Source organism: Streptomyces griseoaurantiacus (genome assembly GCF_036189845.1).
Lineage (GTDB): Bacteria > Actinomycetota > Actinomycetes > Streptomycetales > Streptomycetaceae > Streptomyces > Streptomyces griseoaurantiacus.
In genome coordinates, this window is sequence record NZ_CP108326.1 from 4,624,350 (window position 1) to 4,648,188 (window position 23,839).

27 protein-coding genes are annotated in these 23,839 nt (G+C 72.2%); 18 read left to right on the top strand and 9 right to left on the bottom strand.

The features are described 5' to 3' along the window. The first annotated feature begins 89 nt into the window (after positions 1-89). From OHB09_RS20650 to hutH, 3 genes are all read left to right on the top strand, one after another. The gene (locus OHB09_RS20650; protein ID WP_397770940.1) at positions 90-965 is read left to right on the top strand and encodes an enoyl-CoA hydratase/isomerase family protein; all 876 of its coding nucleotides are present in this window, start codon (positions 90-92) and stop codon (positions 963-965) included. Between the two features lie 285 nt (positions 966-1,250). Continuing rightward, positions 1,251-2,408 carry a GGDEF domain-containing protein gene (locus OHB09_RS20655; protein WP_040893964.1) on the top strand — a complete coding sequence of 386 codons (1,158 nt, stop codon included), beginning with the start codon at positions 1,251-1,253 and terminating at the stop codon, positions 2,406-2,408. A gap of 188 nt (positions 2,409-2,596) precedes the next feature. Continuing rightward, the gene (gene hutH, locus OHB09_RS20660; RefSeq protein WP_167795001.1) at positions 2,597-4,135 is read left to right on the top strand and encodes a histidine ammonia-lyase; all 1,539 of its coding nucleotides are present in this window, start codon (positions 2,597-2,599) and stop codon (positions 4,133-4,135) included. Between the two features lie 47 nt (positions 4,136-4,182). Here the strand turns inward: hutH and OHB09_RS20665 are convergent, their stop codons facing one another. After that, a complete protein-coding gene (locus tag OHB09_RS20665; RefSeq protein ID WP_006138269.1) occupies positions 4,183-4,599 on the bottom strand; it encodes an LPXTG cell wall anchor domain-containing protein in 417 nt (138 codons plus the stop codon). Positions 4,600-5,031: 432 nt separating this feature from the next. Here OHB09_RS20665 and OHB09_RS20670 point away from each other — a divergent pair, with 432 nt between their 5' ends. The 4 genes from OHB09_RS20670 to OHB09_RS20685 all read left to right on the top strand — a co-directional run bounded on the left by OHB09_RS20670 (position 5,032) and on the right by OHB09_RS20685 (position 9,273). Continuing rightward, positions 5,032-6,282, top strand: a complete 1,251-nt coding sequence (locus tag OHB09_RS20670; RefSeq protein ID WP_093597344.1) for a L,D-transpeptidase — start codon at positions 5,032-5,034, stop codon at positions 6,280-6,282. 327 nt (positions 6,283-6,609) lie between these two features. Then, a complete protein-coding gene (locus OHB09_RS20675) occupies positions 6,610-6,843 on the top strand; it encodes a hypothetical protein (protein WP_006138267.1) in 234 nt (77 codons plus the stop codon). A 250-nt stretch (positions 6,844-7,093) separates the two neighbouring features. Next, on the top strand, positions 7,094-8,554 hold the full coding sequence (locus OHB09_RS20680; RefSeq protein WP_006138266.1) for an ABC transporter permease: 1,461 nt from the start codon (positions 7,094-7,096) through the stop codon (positions 8,552-8,554). Positions 8,555-8,589: 35 nt separating this feature from the next. Further along, positions 8,590-9,273 carry an ABC transporter ATP-binding protein gene (locus OHB09_RS20685; RefSeq protein ID WP_093597341.1) on the top strand — a complete coding sequence of 228 codons (684 nt, stop codon included), beginning with the start codon at positions 8,590-8,592 and terminating at the stop codon, positions 9,271-9,273. Here the strand turns inward: OHB09_RS20685 and OHB09_RS20690 are convergent. Continuing rightward, positions 9,245-9,688 (bottom strand): ATP-binding protein, encoded by a 444-nt coding sequence (locus OHB09_RS20690; RefSeq protein WP_191851562.1) that lies wholly within the window; start codon positions 9,686-9,688, stop codon positions 9,245-9,247. The genes OHB09_RS20685 and OHB09_RS20690 overlap by 29 nt on opposite strands. After that, positions 9,685-9,921, bottom strand: coding sequence for a hypothetical protein (locus OHB09_RS20695; protein WP_006138262.1), 237 nt, complete (start codon positions 9,919-9,921; stop codon positions 9,685-9,687). Before OHB09_RS20695 ends, OHB09_RS20690 begins: the two co-directional genes overlap by 4 nt. Positions 9,922-10,049: 128 nt before the next feature. Here OHB09_RS20695 and OHB09_RS20700 point away from each other — a divergent pair, with 128 nt between their 5' ends. The 5 genes from OHB09_RS20700 to OHB09_RS20720 all read left to right on the top strand — a co-directional run bounded on the left by OHB09_RS20700 (position 10,050) and on the right by OHB09_RS20720 (position 12,758). Further along, positions 10,050-10,913, top strand: coding sequence for a helix-turn-helix domain-containing protein (locus tag OHB09_RS20700; protein WP_328922359.1), 864 nt, complete (start codon positions 10,050-10,052; stop codon positions 10,911-10,913). Continuing rightward, positions 10,885-11,175, top strand: a complete 291-nt coding sequence (locus tag OHB09_RS20705) for a DUF397 domain-containing protein (protein ID WP_191890586.1) — start codon at positions 10,885-10,887, stop codon at positions 11,173-11,175. Before OHB09_RS20700 ends, OHB09_RS20705 begins: the two co-directional genes overlap by 29 nt. Positions 11,176-11,276: 101 nt before the next feature. After that, positions 11,277-11,573 carry a DUF7489 domain-containing protein gene (locus OHB09_RS20710; protein WP_167794555.1) on the top strand — a complete coding sequence of 99 codons (297 nt, stop codon included), beginning with the start codon at positions 11,277-11,279 and terminating at the stop codon, positions 11,571-11,573. A gap of 115 nt (positions 11,574-11,688) precedes the next feature. Next, on the top strand, positions 11,689-12,282 hold the full coding sequence (locus tag OHB09_RS20715) for a DUF4291 domain-containing protein (RefSeq protein WP_167794554.1): 594 nt from the start codon (positions 11,689-11,691) through the stop codon (positions 12,280-12,282). Positions 12,283-12,401: 119 nt separating this feature from the next. Further along, positions 12,402-12,758, top strand: coding sequence for a DUF6247 family protein (locus tag OHB09_RS20720; protein ID WP_319118913.1), 357 nt, complete (start codon positions 12,402-12,404; stop codon positions 12,756-12,758). Between the two features lie 78 nt (positions 12,759-12,836). Here OHB09_RS20720 and OHB09_RS20725 read toward each other — a convergent pair whose 3' ends face one another. After that, positions 12,837-13,877, bottom strand: a complete 1,041-nt coding sequence (locus tag OHB09_RS20725; RefSeq protein WP_167794553.1) for an NAD(P)-dependent alcohol dehydrogenase — start codon at positions 13,875-13,877, stop codon at positions 12,837-12,839. A gap of 161 nt (positions 13,878-14,038) precedes the next feature. Between OHB09_RS20725 and OHB09_RS20730 the strand changes: the two genes are divergently transcribed. Then, the gene (locus OHB09_RS20730) at positions 14,039-14,923 is read left to right on the top strand and encodes a helix-turn-helix domain-containing protein (RefSeq protein WP_006138253.1); all 885 of its coding nucleotides are present in this window, start codon (positions 14,039-14,041) and stop codon (positions 14,921-14,923) included. A 169-nt stretch (positions 14,924-15,092) separates the two neighbouring features. Continuing rightward, complete coding sequence (msrA, locus tag OHB09_RS20735; RefSeq protein WP_191890590.1) at positions 15,093-15,605, top strand: peptide-methionine (S)-S-oxide reductase MsrA; 513 nt, start codon at positions 15,093-15,095, stop codon at positions 15,603-15,605. Positions 15,606-15,703: 98 nt separating this feature from the next. On the opposite strand, the gene OHB09_RS20740 is transcribed toward msrA, so the two are convergent. Then, positions 15,704-16,825, bottom strand: coding sequence for a hypothetical protein (locus OHB09_RS20740; protein WP_006138249.1), 1,122 nt, complete (start codon positions 16,823-16,825; stop codon positions 15,704-15,706). Between the two features lie 175 nt (positions 16,826-17,000). Here OHB09_RS20740 and OHB09_RS20745 point away from each other — a divergent pair, with 175 nt between their 5' ends. Next, positions 17,001-18,155, top strand: a complete 1,155-nt coding sequence (locus OHB09_RS20745) for a cystathionine gamma-synthase (protein WP_328922360.1) — start codon at positions 17,001-17,003, stop codon at positions 18,153-18,155. A 33-nt stretch (positions 18,156-18,188) separates the two neighbouring features. On the opposite strand, the gene OHB09_RS20750 is transcribed toward OHB09_RS20745, so the two are convergent. The 3 genes from OHB09_RS20750 to OHB09_RS20760 form a co-directional block, all read right to left on the bottom strand. After that, positions 18,189-18,437, bottom strand: coding sequence for a hypothetical protein (locus OHB09_RS20750; RefSeq protein ID WP_006138246.1), 249 nt, complete (start codon positions 18,435-18,437; stop codon positions 18,189-18,191). Between the two features lie 22 nt (positions 18,438-18,459). Next, positions 18,460-18,966, bottom strand: coding sequence for a sigma factor-like helix-turn-helix DNA-binding protein (locus OHB09_RS20755; RefSeq protein WP_006138245.1), 507 nt, complete (start codon positions 18,964-18,966; stop codon positions 18,460-18,462). Positions 18,967-19,137: 171 nt separating this feature from the next. Continuing rightward, positions 19,138-19,641 carry a MarR family winged helix-turn-helix transcriptional regulator gene (locus OHB09_RS20760; protein WP_176945143.1) on the bottom strand — a complete coding sequence of 168 codons (504 nt, stop codon included), beginning with the start codon at positions 19,639-19,641 and terminating at the stop codon, positions 19,138-19,140. A 160-nt stretch (positions 19,642-19,801) separates the two neighbouring features. On the opposite strand from OHB09_RS20760, the gene ilvA reads away from it, so the two are divergent. The 3 genes from ilvA to OHB09_RS20775 all read left to right on the top strand — a co-directional run bounded on the left by ilvA (position 19,802) and on the right by OHB09_RS20775 (position 23,208). After that, a complete protein-coding gene (ilvA, locus tag OHB09_RS20765; protein WP_006138241.1) occupies positions 19,802-21,031 on the top strand; it encodes a threonine ammonia-lyase in 1,230 nt (409 codons plus the stop codon). A 285-nt stretch (positions 21,032-21,316) separates the two neighbouring features. Beyond that, on the top strand, positions 21,317-22,351 hold the full coding sequence (locus tag OHB09_RS20770) for a daunorubicin resistance protein DrrA family ABC transporter ATP-binding protein (RefSeq protein WP_040893951.1): 1,035 nt from the start codon (positions 21,317-21,319) through the stop codon (positions 22,349-22,351). Next, positions 22,348-23,208, top strand: a complete 861-nt coding sequence (locus tag OHB09_RS20775) for an ABC transporter permease (RefSeq protein WP_328922361.1) — start codon at positions 22,348-22,350, stop codon at positions 23,206-23,208. The genes OHB09_RS20770 and OHB09_RS20775 overlap by 4 nt, the downstream gene beginning before the upstream one ends. Positions 23,209-23,295: 87 nt before the next feature. On the opposite strand, the gene greA is transcribed toward OHB09_RS20775, so the two are convergent. Beyond that, positions 23,296-23,796, bottom strand: coding sequence for a transcription elongation factor GreA (greA, locus tag OHB09_RS20780; RefSeq protein ID WP_006138234.1), 501 nt, complete (start codon positions 23,794-23,796; stop codon positions 23,296-23,298). Between the last annotated feature and the right edge of the window lie 43 nt (positions 23,797-23,839).

The following is a 23,839-nucleotide window of genomic DNA, read 5'->3' on the forward strand; positions in this document are numbered from 1 at the left end:
CCCGGCTCCGCCTCCCCACTTCCCCCGCGCCCCGCCGCCTGCGATCATCGACCCCACGGAAGTTAACCCACGTTAACCGGGAGGGTGTCATGGACGGCACGTCGGACCGCACGGAAGCCGCGGACCACACGGAACCCGCCGGCGAACAGCGCGAACAGCGCGAACAGCGCGAGGAACGTGAAGAGCGCTTCGGGTCCCACGTCGCCGTGCGCCACCACGCCCACGTCGCCGAACTGGTCCTCGACCGCCCGAAGGCCATGAACGCCGTCTCGACGGAGATGGCCCGCTCCCTGGCCGCCGCCTGCGCCGCCCTGGCCGAGGACCGCGCCGTACGGGCGGTCGTCCTCACCTCCACCCACGAGCGGGCCTTCTGCGTCGGCGCCGACCTGAAGGAGCGCAACTCCCTCACGGACGCCGAACTCCTCGCCCAGCGCCCCCTCGCCCGCGCCGCCTACACCGGCGTCCTGGACCTGCCGATGCCGACGATCGCCGCGGTGCACGGCTTCGCGCTGGGCGGCGGCTTCGAACTCGCCCTCGCCTGCGACGTGATCGTCGCCGACCGTACGGCCGTGGTGGGGCTGCCGGAGGTCTCGGTGGGCGTCATCCCGGGCGGCGGCGGCACGCAGCTGCTGCCCCGCCGGGTGGGCGCGGCGCGCGCGGCGGAGCTGATCTTCTCGGCGCGCCGGGTGGAGGCGGCCGAGGCCCGGGAGCTCGGCCTGGTGGACGAACTGGTGGAGGCGGGCGGCGACCGCGAGGCGGCGCTCGCGCTGGGCGCGCGGTTCGCCGCGAACTCGCCGGTGGGACTGCGGGCGGCGAAGCGGGCGCTGCGGGTCGGCTGGGGGCTGGAGTTCCGGGCGGGTCTGGAGGTGGAGGACGCGGCCTGGCGCACGGTCGCGTTCTCGCCGGACCGCGCGGAGGGAGTGGCGGCGTTCAACGAGCGCCGGGCTCCCCGCTGGAGCGACTGAGGGCGGCGGCGTCCGCTCCGGCCACGACGGAGGGCGGCGGCGTCCGCTCCGGCCACGACGGAGGGCGGCGGCGTCCGCTCCGGCCACGACGGAGGGCACGCGGCCACGCCGCCCGCCCCCGGCCGCACGGACATCCCACCCCCGGGCCTCGCCGCCACCCCGCCCTCCGGGCCCCGCCGCCACCCCACCCTCCGGGCCTCGCCGCCACCCGCCCCGGCCCTCGTGGCCACCCCGTTCGCCGTCCCCAACCTCCCGTATCGCCCCATTTCTCCCTAACCTGGAGCGATGGGTGAGGACAGACGGTTGCGGGCCGTGGTCGCGCTGGCGCAGGGCATGGCCGCCGCGCCCGCCCCGCGCGAGGCCTACCGCGCTGCCGCCCTGCGGGCCTGCGAGGCGCTCGCCGGCAGCTTCGCCGCGCTCTCCGTCTGGGAACGGGACCGGGGCTGCCTGCGCGTCCTGGTGAACGTCGGCGCCCGCGCCGAGGACGAGGAGGAGTTCCCCGAGGACGAGACGTACCCCGTGTACGAGTTCCCGGAGATCACCGAGTTCCTGCACGAGCGCTGGGCCGGCGGTGTCGGGCCCAGCGCCTGGGTGGAGACCGCGGGCGGCCCCAGGGGCGCCTCGGCCGCCCGCGCCGGCTACTGCCACCAGCGGGTCGCGGCGCTGCGCCGGCGGGGCCGGGGCTGCTGCGTCGTCGCCCCGGTGGTGCTGCACGGCCGCGCCTGGGGGGAGCTGTACGTGGCGCGGCGGGCGGGCGTGGCCGTCTTCGACCGGGAGGACGCGGACTTCGCGACGGTGCTGGCCTCGGTCGTGGCCGCCGGGATCGCGCAGACCGAGCGGCTGGAGGAGGCCCGCCGGCTGGCCTTCACGGACGCCCTGACCGGCCTCGCCAACCGCCGCGCGGTCGACATGCGGCTGGACGAGGCGCTGGAGCGGCACCGCGCGGAGGGGGCCGTCGTCAGCCTCGTCGTGTGCGACCTCAACGGACTGAAGCGGGTCAACGACACCCGTGGCCACGCCGTGGGCGACCGGCTGCTGGAACGCTTCGGCTCCGTGCTCTCCCTGTGCGGCGCGATGCTCCCGGGCACGCTCGCCGCGCGGCTCGGCGGCGACGAGTTCTGCCTGCTCGCGGTGGGCCCGTCCGGGGACGAGGTGGTGCGCGCGGCGGAGGAGCTGTGCCGGCGGGCGGCCGAGCTGGAGCTGGGGGACGGGGTGGCCTGCGGGGTCGCCTCCACCGACGACCCGATCGGGCCGCTCCGTTCGGGACGGCGGCTGTTCCGGCTCGCCGACGCGGCGCAGTACCGGGCGAAGGCCCTCCGGGCGGACCGGCCGGTGGTGGCGGGACGCGAGGGCGAGGGCGAGGACGACCCGGTCGTGCGGCTCGCCGACGCCCCGCCGAAGGGGGCGGCCGAGCGGCGCGCCTTCCGCGGCCGCGTGCCGTGACCCGGGACGGCCGCGTGCCGTGACCCGAGGCCGTCGTGTGCCGTGACCCGAGGCCGTCGTGTGCCGTGCGTCGCGAGGCGCGGACGGCGTGGGTGCGGCGGGCCCGCGGTGTGGTGCGCGCCTCCCGTTCCCCGCCGGCCCCACCCGTGACACCGTCGAATTCACTGCGTACGCTCCTGAATATGGATATGCACACCGTGGTGGTGGGGACCACCTCAGTCACCGCGTCCGACGTGCTCGCCGTCGCCCGTGACGGGGCCCGCGTCGAGCTCTCCGAGGACGCCCGCGCGGCCCTCGCCGCCGCCCGCCGCACCGTCGACGCGCTCGCCGCCAAGCCCGAGCCCGTCTACGGCGTCAGCACCGGCTTCGGCGCCCTCGCCACCCGGCACATCGGCCCGGAACTGCGCACCCGGCTCCAGCGCAACATCGTCCGCTCGCACGCCGCCGGCATGGGCCCCCGCGTCGAGCGCGAGGTCGTCCGCGCGCTGATGTTCCTGCGGCTGAAGACCGTCTGCTCCGGGCACACCGGTGTCCGCCCCGAGGTCGCGCAGACCATGGCGGACCTGCTGAACGCCGGCATCACCCCGGTCGTCCACGAGTACGGCTCCCTCGGCTGCTCCGGCGACCTCGCGCCGCTCTCGCACTGCGCGCTCACCCTCATGGGGGAGGGCGAGGCGGAGGACGCCGAGGGCGTGGTGCGCCCCGCCGCCGAACTCCTCGCCGCGCACGGCATCGACCCCGTCGAACTGCGGGAGAAGGAGGGCCTCGCCCTCCTCAACGGCACCGACGGCATGCTCGGCATGCTGCTCATGGCCCTCGCCGACCTCGAGGTCCTCTACAAGACCGCCGACGTCACCGCCGCCCTCAGCCTGGAGGCGCTGCTCGGCACCGACCGGGTGCTCGCCCCCGAGCTGCACGCCATCCGCCCGCACCCCGGGCAGGCCGCGAGCGCCGCCAACATGCTCGCCGTGCTGCGCGGCTCCGAACTCACCGGGCACCACCAGGACGACGCGCCCCGCGTGCAGGACGCGTACTCGGTGCGCTGCGCGCCCCAGGTCGCGGGCGCGGGCCGGGACACCCTCGCGCACGCCCGTCTGGTCGCCGAGCGCGAGCTGGCCGCCGCCGTGGACAACCCGGTGGTGCTGCCCGACGGCAGGGTGGAGTCCAACGGGAACTTCCACGGCGCCCCGGTGGCGTACGTGCTGGACTTCCTCGCGATCGCCGTCGCCGACCTCGCCTCCATCGCCGAGCGGCGCACCGACCGGCTGCTCGACAAGAACCGCAGCCACGGGCTGCCGCCCTTCCTCGCCGACGACCCGGGCGTCGACTCCGGGCTGATGATCGCCCAGTACACGCAGGCCGCGCTGGTCAGCGAGTTGAAGCGGCTCGCGGTGCCCGCCTCGGTCGACTCCATCCCGTCCTCCGCGATGCAGGAGGACCATGTCTCGATGGGCTGGTCGGCGGCGCGCAAGCTGCGGACGGCGGTCGACAACCTCGCCCGCGTGCTGGCGGTCGAGCTCTACGCGGCCACCCGCGCGATCGAACTGCGCGAGGGTCTGACCCCCGCCCCGGCGAGCCGTGCGGCGATCGACGCGGCCCGCGCGGCGGGGATCGGCGGCCCGGGCCCCGACCGCCACCTCGCCCCCGACCTCGCGGCGGCGGACGCCTTCGTCCGGGCCGGCGGTGCGGTCGCGGCCGTGGAGACCGTCACCGGTCCACTGGCCTGAGGGTTCCCGTCACTCGCCGGGGGAGGCGCACGGGAGCGTGCGGCGGATCAGTACGCCGTCGCGCGCTCCCGCCGTACGGAGTACGCCACGAAACCCGCGCCCAGACCGAGCAGCAGCGTGCCGCCGACGACGTACGGGGTGGTGTCGATGCTTCCGGTGTCGGCGAGCCGGGTGTCCGCCGAGCCCTCGATGCCGTCGAGGGCCCGCGTGCCCGTGGCCGGCTCCCCCTCGGACCCGCCCGTCGCCTCCGAGGCGGCGCGCGCGGCCGTGCCGTTCGTGGTGGCAGCGTCGTCGGAGGTTCTCGCGACCGCCGAGGTGCCGGTCACGGTCGACGACTCCTGGGCCGTGTCCTGCGAGGCGTTCGCGGACGGGACGAACCACAGGGCCGCGAGCATGGTCCCCGCGGCGGTGGCGGTCAGCAACGATCGGCGTGCGGTGGACGACGATCGGCGTGCGGCGGACACGAAATATCGATCCCCTTGTGGCGCTTGCGAATTGGCCGTGTGGGCAGATGCTAGTGAAAGGCGTGGGTCGCGGGAAAGTCACGGTCTCCGAACGATCGGAGCGAGATGGTTTCGCGCCACTCTCGTGCGCCACCGCGCGTGACGGTGCGCCACCCCTCGGTGGGACCCCCCGGTGCGTGGCACGCGCGGCGGCACGAGGATGATTGGTCCTCGGGATCCCCGCAATCGGGAACCGGAACGGGAATCCGCGCGTCTGAGTGATTGCTCCCTGGCGTCCCTCGCGACGCGGTGACCTCCGCGCGCCCGCCGTCCGGCGTGGTGTGGGTAACACGCCCGGGCCCTGTGGATGGGGCCGGACCGGTCGTAGCGTTGAAGTTTATGACGGGGATCTCGGGGTTTTTCGGGGATTCGGCAACGATGGAGAAGCGTGTGATGACGGACGGTAAGCGGCGCAAGGGTCTCGTGGCCGCGTCCGCACTGCTGGGCGGCGTGCTGGTGCTCACCGGATGCAGCGGTGGCGACTCCGACGCCAAGGGGGGCGACGGCGACTCCACCTCGCAGGCGAAGGCCGACGAGGCGGCCGCGCAGAAGGCGTCCGAGGCGGACATCAAGATCACGCCGAAGGACGGCTCGGACAACGCCTCCATCAACAACGCCGCCAAGGTCGTGGTGGCCAAGGGCACGCTGACCGACGTGACCATGACCACGGCTTCCGGCACCGCGGTCTCCGGCCGGATATCGGCCGACAAGAAGAGCTGGGCGCCCAGCGGCCAGCTCGAGCGGGCCACCACCTACAAGGTTGCGGTGACCGCCAAGGACGCCAAGGGCCGCGCCGCCCACGAGAACGCCTCGTTCACCACGGTCTCGCAGGCGCACTCCTTCATCGGCAACTTCACGCCGGACAACGGCCAGACGGTCGGCGTCGGCATGCCCGTGTCGATCAACTTCGACAAGGCCATCACCAACAAGGCGGCCGTGCAGAAGGGCATCACCGTCACCTCCAGCGCCGGGCAGGAGGTCGTCGGCCACTGGTTCAACGCCAACCGCATCGACTTCCGTCCCGAGAAGTACTGGACGGAGAACTCCACGGTCACCCTCAAGCTCGCGCTCGACGGGGTCCAGGGGGCGAGCGGCGTCTACGGCGTCCAGCAGAAGACGGTGACCTTCAAGATCGGCCGCAACCAGGTCTCCTACGTCGACGCGCAGACCAAGCAGATGAAGGTCACGCAGGACGGCAAGACCATCAAGACCATCCCGATCTCCGCCGGTTCGCCCGAGAACAAGACCTACGAGGGCCAGATGGTGATCTCCGAGAAGTTCAAGGAGACCCGGATGAACGGCGCCACGGTCGGCTTCACGGACGACGACGGCAAGGGCGAGTACGACATCAAGGACGTGCCGCACGCCATGCGGCTGAGCAGCTCCGGCACGTTCATCCACGGCAACTACTGGGGCGCCAAGTCCATCTTCGGAGCCGTGAACACCAGCCACGGCTGCGTCGGCCTGTCCGACACCAAGGGCGCCAACGACTCCAGCACCCCGGCCGCCTGGTTCTACAACGGCTCCCTGATCGGGGACGTGGTGGTCGTCCAGAACACCGGCGACAAGACCGTCGCCCCGGACAACGGCCTCAACGGCTGGAACATGAGCTGGGCCGACTGGAAGGCCGGCTCGGCCGTCTGACCCAGGGCCCCAGGGCCCCAGGGCCCTCGGGTCCACGGTCTTCGGGTCCACAATCCTCGGACTCGCGGCCGGACCCGTCCGGCCGCGCCCGCACCGCACGCACGCATCACGGCGCCGCCGCTCCCCGTACCGACGGGGGGCGGCGGCGCCGTCGTCGGGCGCCGGCCCCGCCGGTCCGCCGCACCCACCGATACGCGCCACGTGGGGCGATTTTCAGCCCAAGATCATATGGTGGTGATCATGTCAGGCGGTTTCTTCATAACATCGTCCGGCAGTCGTTCTTCCCGTCCCACCAGTTCCTTGGTGACGCTCGTTCAGGAGTGTTTGATGCTGAAGAAGTTCTTCGTGTCGGCGGCCGTGGCCGCCACCGCCGTGGCCGGTCTGGCCCTCGGCGCCGGCACGGCCTCGGCCGCCACCTTCGTCCCCGCCGGGGTCTACCCCTCGAGCGCCGCCTGCGCCGACGCGGGCAACGCGGGCTTCCCGCAGGGCCGCTGGGTCGGCTGGTACTGCGAGGGCGTGACCGGCGGCCAGTACCTGCTGTGGGTGCAGCCGACGTACTGATACGTGTGACCGGCTGACACGTGTGATCGGCGGTGGAGCGCGGATGCCGCGTTCCACCGCCGTGCCGTTTCCGGCGCCGTGCCGTATTCGGTGCCGGACCGGACCCGGTACCGGACCGGACCCGGTGTCGGACCGGACCCGGTGTCGGACCGGGGCGCCCGCACGGCGCGGAGGGCGCGGGTGAGCGCTTCTCATCCCCCTCTTATGCGGGACTTATGGCTTCGTCACGGGGCCTTCCTACCGTGCGGCCATGTTCTTCACCTACCTGAGGCGCGAGTTGCGCCGCCGCCGCAAGGCGGCCCTGGTCGTGGCCTCCGGGCTCGCCCTCGGCATAGCCCTGGTCATCGTCGTCACCTCCGTCTCCGCCGGCATGAGCAAGGCGCAGGACAAGGTCCTGCAGTCGCTCTACGGCCTCGGCACCGACATGACCGTCACCAAGGCGGCCGCCTCCCAGAGTTCGGGCGCCGCGCAGCGGCCCCGCTTCAACTTCGACGCGAACGACGAGGACTCCGACAAGGAGCAGAGCAGCGACCGCGTCCTGGTCCAGGGCTTCCAGACGCTCGCGAGTTCCACCGTGGCGAAAGTGGGCGCGCAGAGCGGCGTCTCCGACGCGGTCGGCGGCCTGAGCCTCCAAGTCGTCAAGGTCAGCGGCGAGTTCCGGCGGGGCCAGTTCAAGCAGGACGGGAACTCCGGCAGCCGGCAGGGAGGCGGCGCGCCCGGCGGCGGCGCACCGCAGGGCCGGGTCGAGGGCGGCGGCGCCGACTTCGACGTCAACAGCTACTCGGTCTACGGCACCGACGTCACCGAACCGGCCCTCGGCCCGCTCACCTCCTCCCGGATCACCAAGGGCCGCACGTTCAAGGCCTCCGAGACGAACGCCCAGGTCCTCGTCGCCGACGCCTCCTACGCCAAGGAGAAGAAGCTCGCCCTCGGCGACACGGTCACCGTCAAGAGCGTCAAGTTCAAGGTCATCGGCATCGCCACCCCCGACAGCGGGGACGCGGCGGCCAACCTGTACATGCCTCTGAAGCGGGCCCAGACGCTGAGCGACTCCAAGAACAAGGTCACCACGATCTACGTCAAGGCGGCCGACTCCCAGAAGATCGACGCCGTCAAGTCGGCGATCCAGAAGAACATCGGCGGCACCACCGTCACCACCTCCGCCGACCTCGCCGACACCGTCTCCGGCTCCCTGTCCACCGCCTCCGACCTCGCCGCCGGCGTCGGCAAGTGGCTCTCCGTCGCGGTGCTCGTGGCGGCGTTCCTCGTCGCCGGACTGCTCACCTCCTCCGCCGTCTCGCGGCGCGTCCGCGAGTTCGGCACGCTCAAGGCACTCGGCTGGCGCTCCGGCCGCGTCACCCGCCAGGTGGTCGGCGAGGCCCTGGTCAACGGACTGGTCGGCGGCGCCCTCGGCATCGCGCTCGGCCTCGCCGGCGCCTACGTCGTCACCGCCATCAGCCCCACCCTCCAGGCACAGCTCGGCTCCGGCGCGGGCGGGGGAGGCGGCTTCGGCGGGGGACCCGGCGGAGGCGGTCCGGGACGGCAGCAGGCCGCCAAGACCCTCGAGGTCGCGCTGACCGCACCGGTCGGCCTCGGCACCATCGCCGTCGCGGTCGGCCTCGCCGTGGCGGGCGGGCTGATCGCCGGCGCGTTCGGCGGCTGGCGGGCCTCCCGCCTGCGCCCCGCCGACGCGCTGCGCCGCGTCGCGTAACCCCCCCCAGCCACGGACCGCAGGAGCTGACCACCATGTACGAACTCAGTGGCGTCACCAAGCGCTACACCCGGGGCAAGGACGTCGTCCACGCCCTCGACGGCGTCGACCTCACGATCGCCGACGGCGACCGGCTCGTCGTCCAGGGCCCCACCGGCGGCGGCAAGTCCACGCTGCTGCAGATGCTCGGCGGGCTCGACAGGCCGACCTCCGGCAGTGTCACCCTCGACGGCACCGATCTCGCCGGGCTCTCCGAGTCCAGGCTCACCGAGGTGCGCAGCGAGAAGATCGGCTTCGTCTTCCAGAGCTTCAACCTCATCCCCACGCTCACCGCGCAGGAGAACGTCGAGACCGCGCTCGTGCCACTCGGCGTGAAGACCGCGGAACGCCGCGCACGGGCCGCCGAGGCACTGGCCTCCGTCGGCCTCGGCGAACGGCTCCGCCACCTGCCCGGCGAGATGTCCGGCGGCCAGCAGCAGCGCGTCGCCATCGCCCGGGCCCTGGTCAAGAAGCCGAAGGTGCTCCTCGCCGACGAGCCCACGGGCAACCTCGACGAGTCCACCCGCGACGAGATCATGGACGTACTGGAGAAGCTCTGGGCCGAACAGGGCCTGACCTTCGTGATGGTCACCCACGACTCGGCCCTGGCGAAGAAGGCCCCGCGCCTGGTGACGATCAGGAAGGGCCGGATCACGGTGAAGGAGAACGCGAAGGCGTGACGCGGAGGGGGAGGCCGGGGAGGCCGCCCCCGCCCGGTGGCCGCGAGGCCTCCCCGGCCTCCCCCTCCCCGTCCACCTCGCACCACACGGTCTTGTGGCCCGCCGCCCGCACCACACCCCACCGCAGGGCGAGCGCGTCCAGCACGGCGAGCCCCCGGCCGGACTCGTCCGCGAGGGAGGCCCGCCGCACGACGGGCAACGCCTGCGGGTCGGGATCGCTGACCTCGACCCGCGTGCGGCCGTCCGGCATGCCGAGCACCCGGACGGTCACGTCGGTGCCCTCGCCGACGTGGTCGACGACGTTCGTCAGCAACTCGGTGACGCACAGCATCACGTCGATGCCGTGCCGACGGAGGAGCCGGCGCACCTCCGGCACCGCCGCCGACGTGACGGGCAACCGCAGTTCCAGGCTCATCCCTCCGCCGCCTTCCGCAGCACGGCGGTCAGCGCACGGGCGGTGGCGGTGTTGCAGTTCCCCAGCGCGACCAGCCCCGCGGGCGGCGCGTACGTCCCCGCGTACACCAGCAGGTCCACCCCCAGCGAGGGCAGCGTGAGCCCGTGCAGGGCGAGCGCGGCACGCAGTTCCTCCGCGCAGCGGGGAACGTGGTCGTGACGAACGGGACGGGTGACCGGCGAACGGTCGCACATGAGCGAACACCTCTTCTGCACACACTGTGCTCTCAGTGACGAATCGCTCACACTGTGACGCCGGGCGCACTACCGTAAAAGGGGTATCGCGTACGCGAACCGGCCTGCGGAACAGATGGTGGTGAACCGTGCCCCGAAGCAAGGACATCGACGGCTCGATGGGCGTGCCGACGTTCTACGGCAAGGAGTTGAGGTGGAAGCGCGAGTCGGCGGGTCTCTCCCTGGAGGAGACGGTCGCGGGCAGCTTCTACGGCAAGTCCTACCTCAGCGACATCGAACGCGGCGAACGCCGCATGCCACTCGACCTGGCCCGCCACGTGGACCAACTCCTCACCACGGACGGCTTCTTCGAGCGCCGGTGCGAGGATGTGCGGAGGGCGCGGCGCACGGGGCACGCCCAGTATTTCGAGCAGATCCTGGAGGCGGAGAAGCACGCCAAGTCCATCGAGGAGTGGTGCCCAGGCGTCTTTCCCGGACTGCTCCAGACCCCGGCGTACGCACGCGCGGTGATCAGGGCGACCCATCCGCTGTCCCTCGATGAGGAGGTGGAGCCGAAGGTGAGCGGCCGGATGGCCCGCGCCGTTCTCTTCGAGGAGGACCACCACACCCCGTCCTACTGGGTGATCCTGCACGAGTCGCTTCTGCTGGACCCGATCCTGCCGCCGCAGGAAATGGCGGAACAACTGGACAACATCGTGCAGTTGGCCCAGCGCCGGCGCATCGTTCCGCAACTGCTGCTGCGGAAGTGCGGGCCGCATCCCTTCATGATCGGCACTGCCATGATTATGACCTTCCCGGACGCGCCACCACTTGTGTACACGGAGTCGCTGCACAGTGGCGACACGACCGACGATCCAGGCCTCGTGGCCGAGTACCGCAAGTCGTACGATCGGCTCAGGGCCGTGGCGCTGTCACCGGAGGCGTCCCTGGCCATGATCAAGGCGACCGCAGAGGGATACCGAAATGGCACACCGACGGATCGACTTGAGTGACGCACGCTGGGGCAAGAGTACGTACAGCAACGGTGACGGCGGGGCTTGCGTCGAGCCCGTGAGGGACTTCCCCGCCGCCCCATGGCGCAGGTCGAGCTACAGCAACGGCAGCGGCGGCAACTGCGTAGAGGTCGCCGACAACGTCCCCGGCCTCGTCCCCGTACGTGACTCCAAGCTCCCCGACACCGGCCCCGTCCTCCTCCTCACCGCCCACGCCTGGGCCCCGTTCGTCACCTCCCTGAAGGCGACGGCGGTCTCCTGAGCGAACGGCAACGGAGCTTCTGTGTACGCCTTTTGGCCCGCCGGTCAGACCGGTACGCTGCCGTGGACGGCCTGTGCCGTCGTCGATGCAGGGGGTCGCGCATGCCGGACACCGTTGTCCTGCTCCTCTCCGTCGTCCCGCTCGCCATGGTCCTGATGATGATCGTTTCTCAGCGGGTGGGCGAGGTCAGCGACGCGTACACCGGCGAGATCACCGGCCGGGGGGTGCGCAGTTCGACCGGCACCTACGGCCCCACGGGCCGTTACGTGATGCATATCCGCACCGACCAGGGGCGGGAACTCACCATTGAGGTGAACGGCAGGACGTACCAGTCGCTCGGCGTCGGCGACCGAGTGGTCAAGACGGCGGGCGCGCGCTGGCCGGTGCGGCCGGAGTAACGGAGCGAGGCTCACCCCGCACCGTCCGGTGCCCCTCGCCGCCAGGAGCGGAGACGGTGCCACGCGCACCGAAAAGCGGTGGCCGCACGCACCGTCGGCCTCCACGCTGTACGGCATGGCACCACCCCAACGCGAAGTCCGCGCGGCCCACACGGACGCGACCGTCACCGTCTACCAGGCGTACGCCCCGGAGATCGGCGTACCCGCGGCCGAAGCCGGCCGGTTCCCCGCCGCGTGGAAGCGGGACCGGATGACATGGATCAAGCCCTCGTTCCTGTGGATGATGTACCGCTGCGGGTGGGGCACCAAGCAGGGGCAGGAGACCGTGCTCGCGGTGGAGATCAGCCGGGAGGGCTTCGAGTGGGCGCTGCGCCACGCGTGTCTGTCGAGCTACGCCCCAGGCGTGCACCCCGACCGCACGACCTGGCAGCGTGAGCTGAAACGGGCACCCACTCGTGTGCAGTGGGACCCCGAACGGGACCTGTACCTGCGACCACTGCCGTACCGGTCGCTGCAACTGGGCCTAGCCGGAGAGGCCGCACGTCGCTACGCGGACGAGTGGACGGTCTCCCTCACCGACGTGACGTCACTCGCCCACGAGATACACGCCCTCGTGAGGGACGGCGACACGGACTCCGCAGCCCGGCTGCTGCCGCGGGAAAGCCCTTACCCCGGCCAGGAGGAACTCCTGGCCCGCTTGCGCGGATGAGCCTGGGGCCCGCCCGGGCCACGGCGGGCGAACAGGCGGGAAGTTTCCTCCTCACTCCTTCGAGCGGAGGACCGGCACGTGGAGGTCGGTGGAGAACGCCCGGCACGACAATCGGCGCCATGACCCTCTCCGCCGCCGGGCAGCCGCGCATCCCTCAGCCGCCCGCCACCGTCGCCGCGCTGCGGCAGGCCCTCCGCCAGGTCGCGCCGGCGGCTCTGCCCGCCTTCACCCGGGAGCTCGACGAGGCGGCCGGCCGGTCCCGGCCGGGTTCCGACCTCGCACCGCTCCGGCGGTTCCTCGCGCAATGGGCCGTCTACGTGCACATCCACCGGCAACCCGGCCCGGCAGCCGAGTTCCGCCGCTGGGAGGACGGTGCCAGGAGCGGAGACGCGGCCGAGGTGCGTCGGGCCGCCTCGGAGCTCGGGCGCATCTTGGACGAGGCCCACGCGCGCGTGCTCGGCGCCCGCCCCACGTGAAGGGGGCCACGGACCAGTGCCCGTGGCCCCCTTCGCCCGTGGGCGTCCCCGGCCGTCGCCGGGTGGGTGCCGTGCGGGTCAGATCGTCGACGCGTCGATGACGAAGCGGTAGCGGACGTCGCTGGCGAGGACGCGCTCGTAGGCCTCGTTGATCTCGGAGGCGGCGATGAGTTCGATCTCCGCGCCCAGGTTGTGCTCGGCGCAGAAGTCGAGCATCTCCTGGGTCTCGCGGATGCCGCCGATGCTGGAGCCGGCCAGGGTCTTGCGGCCGCCGATCAGCGAGAACAGGTTGAGGGAGATCGGCTCCTCGGGGGCGCCGACGTTGACGAGGGCGCCGTCCGTGCGGAGCAGGGACAGGAACGCGCCGAAGTCGAGCGGGGCGGACACGGTCGACACGATGAGGTCGAAGCTGCCGCGCAGTTCCTCGAAGGTCTTCGGGTCGCTGGTGGCGTAGTAGTGGTCGGCACCCAGGCGCAGGCCGTCGTCCTTCTTGCGCAGGGACTGCGAGAGGACGGTCACCTCGGCACCCATCGCGTGCGCGATCTTGACGGCCATGTGGCCGAGCCCGCCCATGCCGAGGACGGCGACCTTCTTGCCGGGGCCGGCGTTCCAGTGCCGCAGCGGGGAGTACACGGTGATGCCGGCGCACAGCAGCGGCGCGGCCACGTCCAGGGAGAGGGCGTCGGGGATGCGGACGACGAAGTTCTCGTCGACGACGACCTTCTCGGAGTAGCCGCCGTAGGTGACCTCCCCGTCCTTGCCGACGCCGTTGTACGTCATCACGTTGCCGCCCGTGCAGTACTGCTCACGGCCGGCCCTGCAGTTCTCGCACTCGCGGCAGGAGTCGACCATGCAGCCGACGCCCACGCGGTCGCCGACCGCGAACTTCGTCACGCCGGGGCCGACCTCGGAGACGACGCCCGCGATCTCGTGGCCGGGGACCATCGGGAAGATGGCCTCGCCCCAGCCCTCCCTGACCTGGTGGATGTCGGAGTGGCAGATGCCGGCGAAGTGGATGTCGATGAGGACGTCGTGCTCACGAACCGCGCGTCGCTCGATCGTGGTGCGCTCCAGCGGAGCCTTGGCGGCGGGCGCGGCGTATGCGGCGACAGTGGTCATGATCTCGGGTTCTCCGCAATCTCGAATCTCGTGACGGGTGGTCTCCTCCCACAGTGCTCCGCGCGCGAGCATCTACCCAGGTCACGGCTTTGCGTACGTCCGCTGTGCCTACTACTGGCGGGGTCAGGCTCATGGGCGTACGACCGGGAATACTGGGATGTATGGATGGACAGCTGGACAGGCGTGCCGAACTGAGCGAGTTCCTGCGCACCCGGCGGGCCCGGCTCAAGCCGGAGGAGGTGGGGCTGCCCTCCTTCGGCCGGCACCGCCGGGTGCCGGGGCTGCGGCGGGAGGAGCTGGCGCAGCTCGCCGGGATGTCCGTGGCGTACTACACCCGCCTCGAACAGGGCAACGGGCGGAACGTCTCGGCGGAGGTCCTGGACGCGATCGCCGGCGCGCTGCGGCTCTCGGACGCCGAGCACGCGCACCTGCTGGACCTCGCCAAGCCGAAGCGGCAGAAGAGGAAGTCCGTGGCGCGCACCCAGCAGGTGCGGGTGGCTCTGCTGCAGCTCCTGGAGACGGTGGACACGGTGCCCGCGTACGTGTCCGGGCGGCGCACGGACATCCTGGCGTGGAACCGGATGGCCGCATCGCTGTTCGGTGACTGGGGGCGGCTGCCGGTGGGGGAGCGGAACTGGTCGCGGCTGGTGTTCCTCGACCCCGAGTACCGGGATCGGTTCGTCGACTGGGAGCAGAAGGCCTCCGACATGGTCAGCTGGCTGCGCATGGACGCGGGCCGGCACCCCGACGACCCCCGCCTGTCCGCGCTGGTCGGGGAGCTGTCGGTGAAGAGCGAGGAGTTCCGGCGGCTGTGGGCGGAGCACGACGTCAAGGAGAAGAGCCACGGGGTGAAGCGGATGCGGCACCCCCTGGTCGGCGACCTGACCCTGTCCTTCGAGACGTTCCGCCTGGTCGACGACCCGGACCAGAGCTTCGTGACCTACCACGCCGAGCCGGGCTCCCCCTCGGCGGAGGCCCTGCGGCTGCTGGCGAGCTGGGGGACGGACGCGGCGGCCCCGTCGACGCTCACCGAACGGCGTGCCTGACCTCGGGCACCTCGGACCCCGGGACGACGCCCACGGAATGGCCGGGACCCGTCGGCGGTTGACCGAGGTGGGCGGTGAACCCCGGCTCCTGTGAGGCCGGGCCCGCGGGACCGCGCCGAAGACCTTCGGCCGAGTCGAGCAATGCTGGAAATCTGGAGGAGGAGCCGCGATGGCTGCGCAGACGCAGAGGGCCGTGCTGGCGGGCGGATGTTTCTGGGGCATGGAGGAGCTGATCCGCCGGCTGCCGGGCGTGGTCTCGACCCGGGTCGGCTACACCGGGGGCGACGTGCCGAACGCGACGTACCTCGACCACGGCACGCACGCGGAGGCCATCGAGATCCTCTTCGACCCGGAGCGGACCGACTACCGCGCGATCCTGGAGTTCTTCTTCCAGATCCACGACCCGAGCACCAGGAACCGCCAGGGCAACGACATCGGCCTCAGCTACCGCTCGGCGATCTACTACGTGGACGAGGAGCAGAAGCGGGTCGCCGAGGACACGATCGCCGACGTGGACGCCTCCGGTCTGTGGCCGGGCAAGGTCGTCACCGAGGTGGAGCCGGTCGGCCCCTTCTGGCAGGCCGAGCCGGAGCACCAGGACTACCTGCAGCGGTACCCGAACGGCTACACCTGCCACTTCCCGCGTCCGAACTGGCGACTGCCGGCGCGCGCGAAGGGCTGAGCGACGACCACGGCGGCCCGGCTCCGGACAACGGAGCCGGGCCGCCGTGACGTGCGCGCACGCCCTCCGGGCGGACGGCGCCCCTTCCGAGGCATGCCCTAGCCGGGCACCGTCATCGGGTTGCCGCCGTTCGCCTCGAAGCCGCCGACCGCGAGGGCGCGGCAGACCGTGTAGCCGGCCGCCGGGTCCTCGGACAGCGTCCAGGGGAGTGCGCCCACGTGGCCGTCCACGTGCACGAGCTGGCTCATCGCCTCCGCCCAGCGCTCACCGGCGACCAGGAAGTACACCAGCATGTGACGCACATGGGGCAGCATCGGGTCGTCCGGGCGGGCCGAGTGGACCGCGTGCAGCGCGCCGTGCACCGCCTTGGTGACGACCTCGCTCTGGTGCAGTCCCCGCACCAGGTTCACCTCGGGCAGGTGCTCGAACACCGCGAACAGAGGCAGTGCCGACAGCAGCGATCCCCGCGGGGCGCGCGCCGCCGCGGCCTCCGCGAAGGCGGTGGCGAGCTGCCGCGAGCCGTGCCACTTCTCGCACCAGTACTGCAGGGCCGCCATGTGCGCCCCCATGTGCGTGGGCGCGCGGTCCAGTATCTTCAGCCAGAGCTGCTCGAACTGCTCCCGCGGGTAGCCGAGTCCGCGTGCGAGGGACAGCTCGACGAGGTACGGCACCGGGTCGCCCGGCGCCAGCAGCGCCGCCTCTCCGCAGGCCGCCTTCGCCTCCTCCATGATGATCCGGAACTCGTCCGTCCCCGGCGTGGCCGTCCGCCAGGCCTGCTGCGCGAGGAACTCGGCGTGGACGGCGGCACCGCCCGCGTCCTTCGGCTGTTCCGCGCGCCACACGCGCAGCCACTGCCCGCCCGGCATCTCGCCCACCCCGCCCGGCTTCCGGCTCAGCTCCAGCGAGGCGGCACCGGCGAAGGCCTGCACGCGCTGCCAGCGCAGCTCGCCCTCCTTCTCCGTGCCCGCGAGCAACTGGGCGGCGGCGCGGTAGTCCTGCGTGTGCTGGACGACCTCCAGGACGTCCAGCAGGTCCTGGTCGGGGCCCGGCAGCCGGATGTCGAGCTCCTCCTGCGGCACGAAGCCGTAGTTCGCCGGGTCGGCGGCGTCCGGGTGGCCGGGCGGGACCAGCTCGAGACCTCCGCTCCTGCGCCGCAGGAGGAACGGCAGCGCGACCGCGCTCAGCATGGCCAGCGCGATCAGGACCCACAGAATCTCCATGCCCCAAGGGTTCCAGAAGGGTCCGACAATTGGCCAACCCGTCCGGCCGTCAGTTCGAGGAGCGCTCCCGCCGAACCGCCGTCCCCGCCACGCTCGTCCCGCGGTAAGGGGGCCCGGACCTGCCCGGACCTGCCGGGACGGCGGCTGCCCGCCCGGCGCACTACGCTCGGGACCCATGAGCGACAGGCACATCAGTCAGCATTTCGAGACACTCGCGATCCACGCGGGCAACACCGCGGATCCCCTCACCGGTGCGGTCGTCCCGCCGATCTACCAGGTCTCGACCTACAAGCAGGACGGCGTCGGCGGGCTGCGCGGCGGCTACGAGTACAGCCGCAGCGCCAATCCGACCCGCACCGCCCTGGAGGAGAACCTCGCCGCCCTGGAGGGCGGCCGCCGCGGGCTGGCCTTCGCGTCGGGACTGGCGGCCGAGGACTGCCTGTTGCGCACGCTGCTCCAGCCCGGCGACCACGTGGTGATCCCCAACGACGCCTACGGCGGCACCTTCCGGCTGTTCGCCAAGGTCGTCTCCCGCTGGGGCGTGCAGTGGTCGGTCGCCGACACCGGCGACCCGGCGGCCGTCCGCGCCGCCGTCACCGAGAACACCAAGGTCATCTGGGTGGAGACCCCCTCCAACCCGCTCCTCGGCATCACCGACGTCGCCGCCGTCGCCCAGGTCGCCCGGGACGCCGGCGCCCGGCTCGTCGTCGACAACACGTTCGCCACGCCCTACCTCCAGCAGCCGCTGGCCCTCGGCGCGGACGTCGTCGTGCACTCGCTCACCAAGTACATGGGCGGCCACTCCGACGTCGTCGGCGGCGCGCTGATCACGGCCGACGAGGCGCTGGGCGAGGAACTGGCCTACCACCAGAACGCGATGGGCGCGGTCGCCGGGCCCTTCGACTCCTGGCTGGTGCTGCGCGGCACCAAGACGCTCTCGGTGCGCATGGACCGGCACAGCGAGAACGCCGGCCGGATCGCCGAGATGCTCACCCGGCACGCGCGCGTGAGCCACGTGCTCTACCCGGGGCTGCCCGAGCACCCCGGGCACGAGGTCGCCGCCAAACAGATGCGGGCCTTCGGCGGCATGGTCTCCTTCCGGGTCGAGGGCGGCGAGGAGGCGGCCGTCGGGGTCTGCAACCGCGCCGAGGTGTTCACGCTCGGCGAGTCCCTCGGCGGCGTGGAGTCCCTGATCGAGCACCCGGGGCGGATGACGCACGCCTCGGCGGCCGGTTCGGCGCTGGAGGTCCCGGCCGACCTCGTCCGCCTGTCCGTCGGCATCGAGAACGTCGACGACCTGCTGGAGGACCTGCGCCAGGCGCTCGGCTAGGCAGTGCCGAAGGCCCGACCACGACTTCGCCGCTCACCAGCCGGTGAGCGGCGGAGTCGTGTCCGAGGGCGGCTCGACCCAGGGGTGCGCGGTCGCCGCCCACACCGCGAAGGCGACGGCCGCCGCGCACAGCAGGAGCCACAGGAGCCGCAGCAGTGCCCTGCGGCGGCGCAGCATCCGGCCGCCGCGCCGCACCGCCTGCGCGTACATGTCCGGTGGCACCACCGGAAGAGCGCCGTCCAGCAAGCGTCGTACGCTCGCCTCGCGCTCGGTCTGGTTCACGGCACCGCCCCCTCCCCACCGGTCATGAGTGCGCCACCTTCATCCGCGCCGGTGCCGGCCCGCGCGGCGGGTGCAGCAGTACGGCCACGGCCCGCGCCCGGATGCCCCGTACCCGCTCGACGGACAGGGCGAGCAGCGCGGCGGTCTGCTCCTCGGCGATGCCCTCGTGCAGCAGCAGGACGACGATCAGCCGCTCCTGCGGGGTGAGCCGGGCCAGCGCCCCGGACGCGTCGGGGCGCTCGCGGCCGAACGTCCCGAACCTGCCGTACGTGTGCCACGCCGTGCGCGCGAAGCGGACGGCGAGCTGCTGGCGGGCGCGGTCGTAGGGGTCCTCGCCGCGCAGCCGGTCCCAGGCGGCGTACGTCTGCGCCAGGGCGAGGGCGAGCAGCCGCCGGGCACGCGGATTGGCCTCGGGAACCTCGGCGGTGAGCAGGGTCGCGGTGTGCAGCAGCCGGCCGGCCGCCCCGGCCACGAACGCCTCGAACTCCCGGTCCCGGCGGGCACCCGGCGAGGCCTCCCGTCCGCGCATCGCGCCTCCCGCCCGCCCCCAAGCGTTCCCGGATGAGGATCCCGGCCGCACGCGACCGGCACCCGGTCTCATATGAGGCCAGAGGACACCCCGCGGTCAAGAGTGCGACGGGCCCCGGGCACGACGCTGGCCGGGGGCCGGGGGCCGGGGGCCGGAGCGGGGACGCCTCCCTCAGGAAACGGGCGGCTGCTCCGCCGGACCGCCCTGCGCGGCCTGCCGCGCGGACAGCGCGCCGTTGAAACGGGTGAGCAGCGAGGTGAACGCGTCCCGCTCCTCGGGGGCCCAGTCGTGCGTCAGCTCGGCCATGAGCCGGCGCCGCGAGGCGCGGACCTCGCTCAGCCGGGCCTGCCCGCGCGGCGAGAGCTGGAGCACCACCGCGCGGCCGTCCTCCGGGTGCGAGGTCCTCTTGACCAGCCCGGTGTCCACCAGGGGTGCCACCTGGCGGGTGACGGTGGAGGAGTCGATCCCCATGCTCGCGGCGAGCGCCTTGACGCCCATCGGACCCTCGCTGTCGAGCCGGTTGAGCAGCAGGTACGCGGCACGGTCCATGGAATTGCGCACCTGCCCCACCCCACCGAGCCGGGTCTGTTCGGCACGGCGCGCGAACACCGCGACCTCGTGCTGCAGCGTGTCCAGGAGACCGGTGTCACCGACGGTCGTCATGTCCATCGACATTTCTGGTGTGGGCATGGCGGGGGCTCACTTCGTACAGGGGCGACTGTGTTGGTCGACAAGGGTACGCGGCCGGGAGGCGCCCCGTACCGGCGCGGCGCAATCCGGTCTCGGCCCGTGGTCGTGCCCGGTGCGGCGGGCCCCGGACTGCGAGACTGGGGGCATGAGGTACAGCACGACCCAAGCACTGCCCACGGTGACGCTGGACGACGTGCGCGGTGCGCAGAAGATGCTCTCCGGCATCGCGCGCGTGACCGCGCTGGAGGGCAGCAGGTACCTGTCCCGGCTGGTCGGCGCCCCGGTGCGGCTGAAGTGCGAGAACCTGCAGCGCACCGGCTCCTTCAAGCTGCGCGGCGCCTATGTGCGCATCGCGGGGCTGATGCCCGAGGAGCGTGCCGCCGGGGTCGTCGCGGCGAGCGCCGGGAACCACGCGCAGGGGGTGGCGCTGGCCTCCTCGCTGCTCGGTGTGCGCTCGACGGTGTTCATGCCGAAGGGTGCCCCGCTGCCCAAGATCAGCGCGACGAGGGAGTACGGCGCCGAGGTGAGGCTGGAGGGTCAGGTCGTCGACGAGACGCTGGCCGCCGCCCGGGAGTACGCCGAGCGGACCGGCGCGGTGCTCATCCACCCCTTCGACCACCCCGACGTCTGCGCCGGTCAGGGCACGCTCGGCCTGGAGATCCTGGAGCAGTGCCCCGAGGTGCGGACGATCGTCGTCGGGATCGGCGGGGGCGGCCTCGCGGCCGGGATCGCGGTCGCCGTGAAGGCCCTGCGGCCGGACGTGCGGGTGGTCGGCGTGCAGGCGGAGGGCGCGGCCGCGTACCCGCTCTCGCTGGCGGCGGGTCACCCGGTGTCGGTGGACAACCCGGTCACGATGGCCGACGGCATCCGGGTGGGGCGGCCCGGGGACGTGCCGTTCCGGATCATCGGGGACCTGGTCGACGAGGTCCGCACGGTCTCCGAGGACGACCTCGCCAAGGCGCTGCTGCTCTGCCTGGAGCGGGCGAAGCTGGTCGTGGAGCCGGCCGGGGCCAGCCCGGTCGCGGCGCTGCTCGCCGACCCGGGCTCCTTCGAGGGGCCGGTGGTGGCCGTGCTGTCCGGCGGGAATGTCGATCCCTTGCTGATGCAGCGGGTGCTGCGGCACGGCATGGTGGCGGGCGGCCGCTATCTGCAGGTGCGGGTCCGGCTGACCGACCGGCCGGGTGCCCTGGCCACGCTTCTGGGCGTGTTGTCAGTGGCGGATGCCAATGTGCTCGATGTGAGTCACGTGCGGACCGATCCCCGGCTCGGGCTCACGGAGGCGGAGGTGGAGCTGCACCTGGAGACGCAGGGGCCGGAGCACCGCGCGGAGGTCGAGTCGGCGCTGCGCGCGGCGGGGTACACGGTCGTCGCCTGAGCGTGGGGCGTTCGCGCGGGTCGGAGCGGGGGCGACCGCCTCGCGTCGGGCATCCAAGCGGAATGGACGATACACGTTGTGAGACGCGATACATCGCGTTACTGTGTGTGCCGCGGAGGTGACGCCGGTCCGCCGGACGCCCGGCCTGTCGGCCCCCCGGTCCTCTCCGCCGCGCGAAAAGCATTACCGCTCGCGTTCGACCTCGGGCAGAGTGGGAGGCCCGGGCAAAGCGAACGTAAAGCGGCACCGCCAGCAAAGCAGTCCCCAACGACGTGGAGAACTCATATGCCAGGCGCCATCTATGCCGAAGGGCTGGTCAAGACCTTCGGCGACGTAAGGGCTCTGGACGGCGTCGACCTCGATGTCCCCGAAGGCACCGTGCTCGGCCTGCTCGGGCCGAACGGCGCGGGAAAGACCACCGCGGTCCGCTGCCTGACGACCCTGCTGCGCCCCGACAGCGGCAGGGCGGTCGTCGCGGGCATCGACGTGGTCAGGAACCCCGACGCGGTCCGCCGCTCGGTCGGCCTGTCCGGTCAGTTCGCCGCGGTCGACGAGTACCTGACCGGCCGGGAGAACCTCCAGATGGTCGGTCAGCTCTACCAGATGAAGGCGAAGGCGGCGAAGGCCCGGGCGGGTGAGCTGCTGGAGCAGTTCCACCTGGCCGGGGCCGGGGACCGCCCCGCCAAGACGTACTCGGGCGGCATGCGTCGCCGGCTCGACCTCGCCGCCGCGCTGGTCGTCTCCCCGCCCGTGATGTTCATGGACGAGCCCACGACCGGCCTCGACCCGCGCAACCGCCAGCAGCTCTGGGAGGTCATCAAGCAGCTCGTCTCCGGTGGCACCACCCTGCTGCTGACCACCCAGTACCTGGAGGAGGCCGACCATCTCGCCCACGACATCGCGGTCGTCGACCACGGCCGCGTCATCGCCCGCGGCACCTCCGACCAGCTCAAGGCCCGCACCGGCGGCGAACGCGTCGAGGTCGTCGTGCACGAACGCGAGCACCTGACCACCGCCTCCGAGGTGCTGCACGGCTTCGGCAAGGGCGAGGTCGCCCTCGACGAGCACATCCGCCGGCTCACCGTCCCGGTCACCGGCGGCGCCAAGCTGCTCGCCGAGGTCATCCGCGAGCTGGACTCCCGCGGCATCGAGATCGACGACATCGGACTGCGCCGGCCCACCCTGGACGACGTCTTCCTCTCCCTCACCGGCCACGTGGCCGAGGAGGAGACGGCGGAGGGCGCCGAGGACACCTCCGCCGAGGGCGGAAGCGGCACCGACAGCGCACGTAGCACCCGCAGGAAGGAAGCCACCAAGTGAGCGCCGCCACCGACACCGCGGGGAGCGCAGGCCCGCTCCGGCCCGGCAGCGCGATCGGCCAGTCCGTGAGGGACTCGCTGGTCGTCGCCAAGAGAAACCTGATCCGCATGGCCCGGATCCCCGAGATGCTCATCTTCGGGCTGATCCAGCCGATCATGTTCGTAGTGCTGTTCACCTATGTGTTCGGCGGCTCGATCCAGGTCGGCTCCTCCACCTCCACCCAGGCCTACCGCGAATTCCTGATGGCGGGGATCTTCGCCCAGACGGTGACGTTCGCGACCGCGGGCGCCGGCGCGGGCATCGCCGACGACATGCACAAGGGCCTCATCGACCGCTTCCGCTCGCTGCCCATGGCGCGCGGCGCGGTGCTCACCGGCCGCACGCTCGCCGACCTCGTGCAGTCGGCCCTCACGCTGATAGTGCTCGCGGTCGTCGCCGTCCTCGTCGGCTGGCGCACCCACGAGAACTTCGGCAAGGTGCTCGCCGCTTTCGGCCTGCTGCTCCTGCTCGGCTACGCGTTCTCCTGGATCGGCGCGCTCATCGGCCTGTCCGTGCGCACCCCCGAGGCGGCGACCTCGGGCGGGCTGATCTGGCTGTTCCCGCTGACGTTCATCTCCAACGCCTTCGTCGACGCCAACCAGATGCCCACGTTCCTGCGGCACATCGCCGAATGGAACCCGTTCAGCGCCAATGTGCAGGCCTGCCGGGAACTGTTCGGCAACCTGCCCCCGGGCTTCCAGGCGTCCGACGCCTGGCCGATGCAGCATCCCGTGTGGGCCTCGCTGATGTGGTCCGTGCTCATCATCGTCGTCTTCCGCACCCTGGCGGTCCGCAAGTACCGCTCCGCGACGGCCTGAGGCCCGCACCACGGGACCGCCCCCGGCGCCGTGCGGCGCCGGGGGCGGATCCGGAAGGGCGGGCGGGGCGGACGGCCCCGGTGGGGCTCAGCCCTGGTAGGGCTCGGCCTTGAGGATCTTCACGGAGGCCTTCTTGCCGTTCGGCAGTTCGTACTCCGCGTCCTCGCCGACCTTGTGGCCGATCACTCCGGAGCCCAGCGGGGACTGGGGGGAGTAGGTCTCGATGTCGGAGCTGGCGTACTCGCGCGAGGCGAGCAGGAAGGACAGCGTGTCGTCCTCGTCGCCGTCGAAGGCGATGGTCACGACCATGCCGGGGCCCACGGCGCCGTCCTCGGAGGCCTGGGCCTCGCCGACCTGCGCCTGCTCGAGCAACTGGGTGAGCTGGCGCACGCGGAGCTCCTGCTTGCCCTGCTCCTCCTTGGCCGCGTGGTACCCGCCGTTCTCCCGCAGGTCGCCCTCCTCGCGCGCGGCCGCGATCTTCGCGGCGATCTCGGTGCGCGCAGGACCAGTAAGGTACTCAAGCTCGTCCTTGAGCTTGTTGTACGCCTCCTGGGTCAGCCAGGTGACGTTCTCGCTGGTCTCGGTCACGGGTGCTCCTCGTCGGTACTGGGAATACAAAGCATCGCCCTCC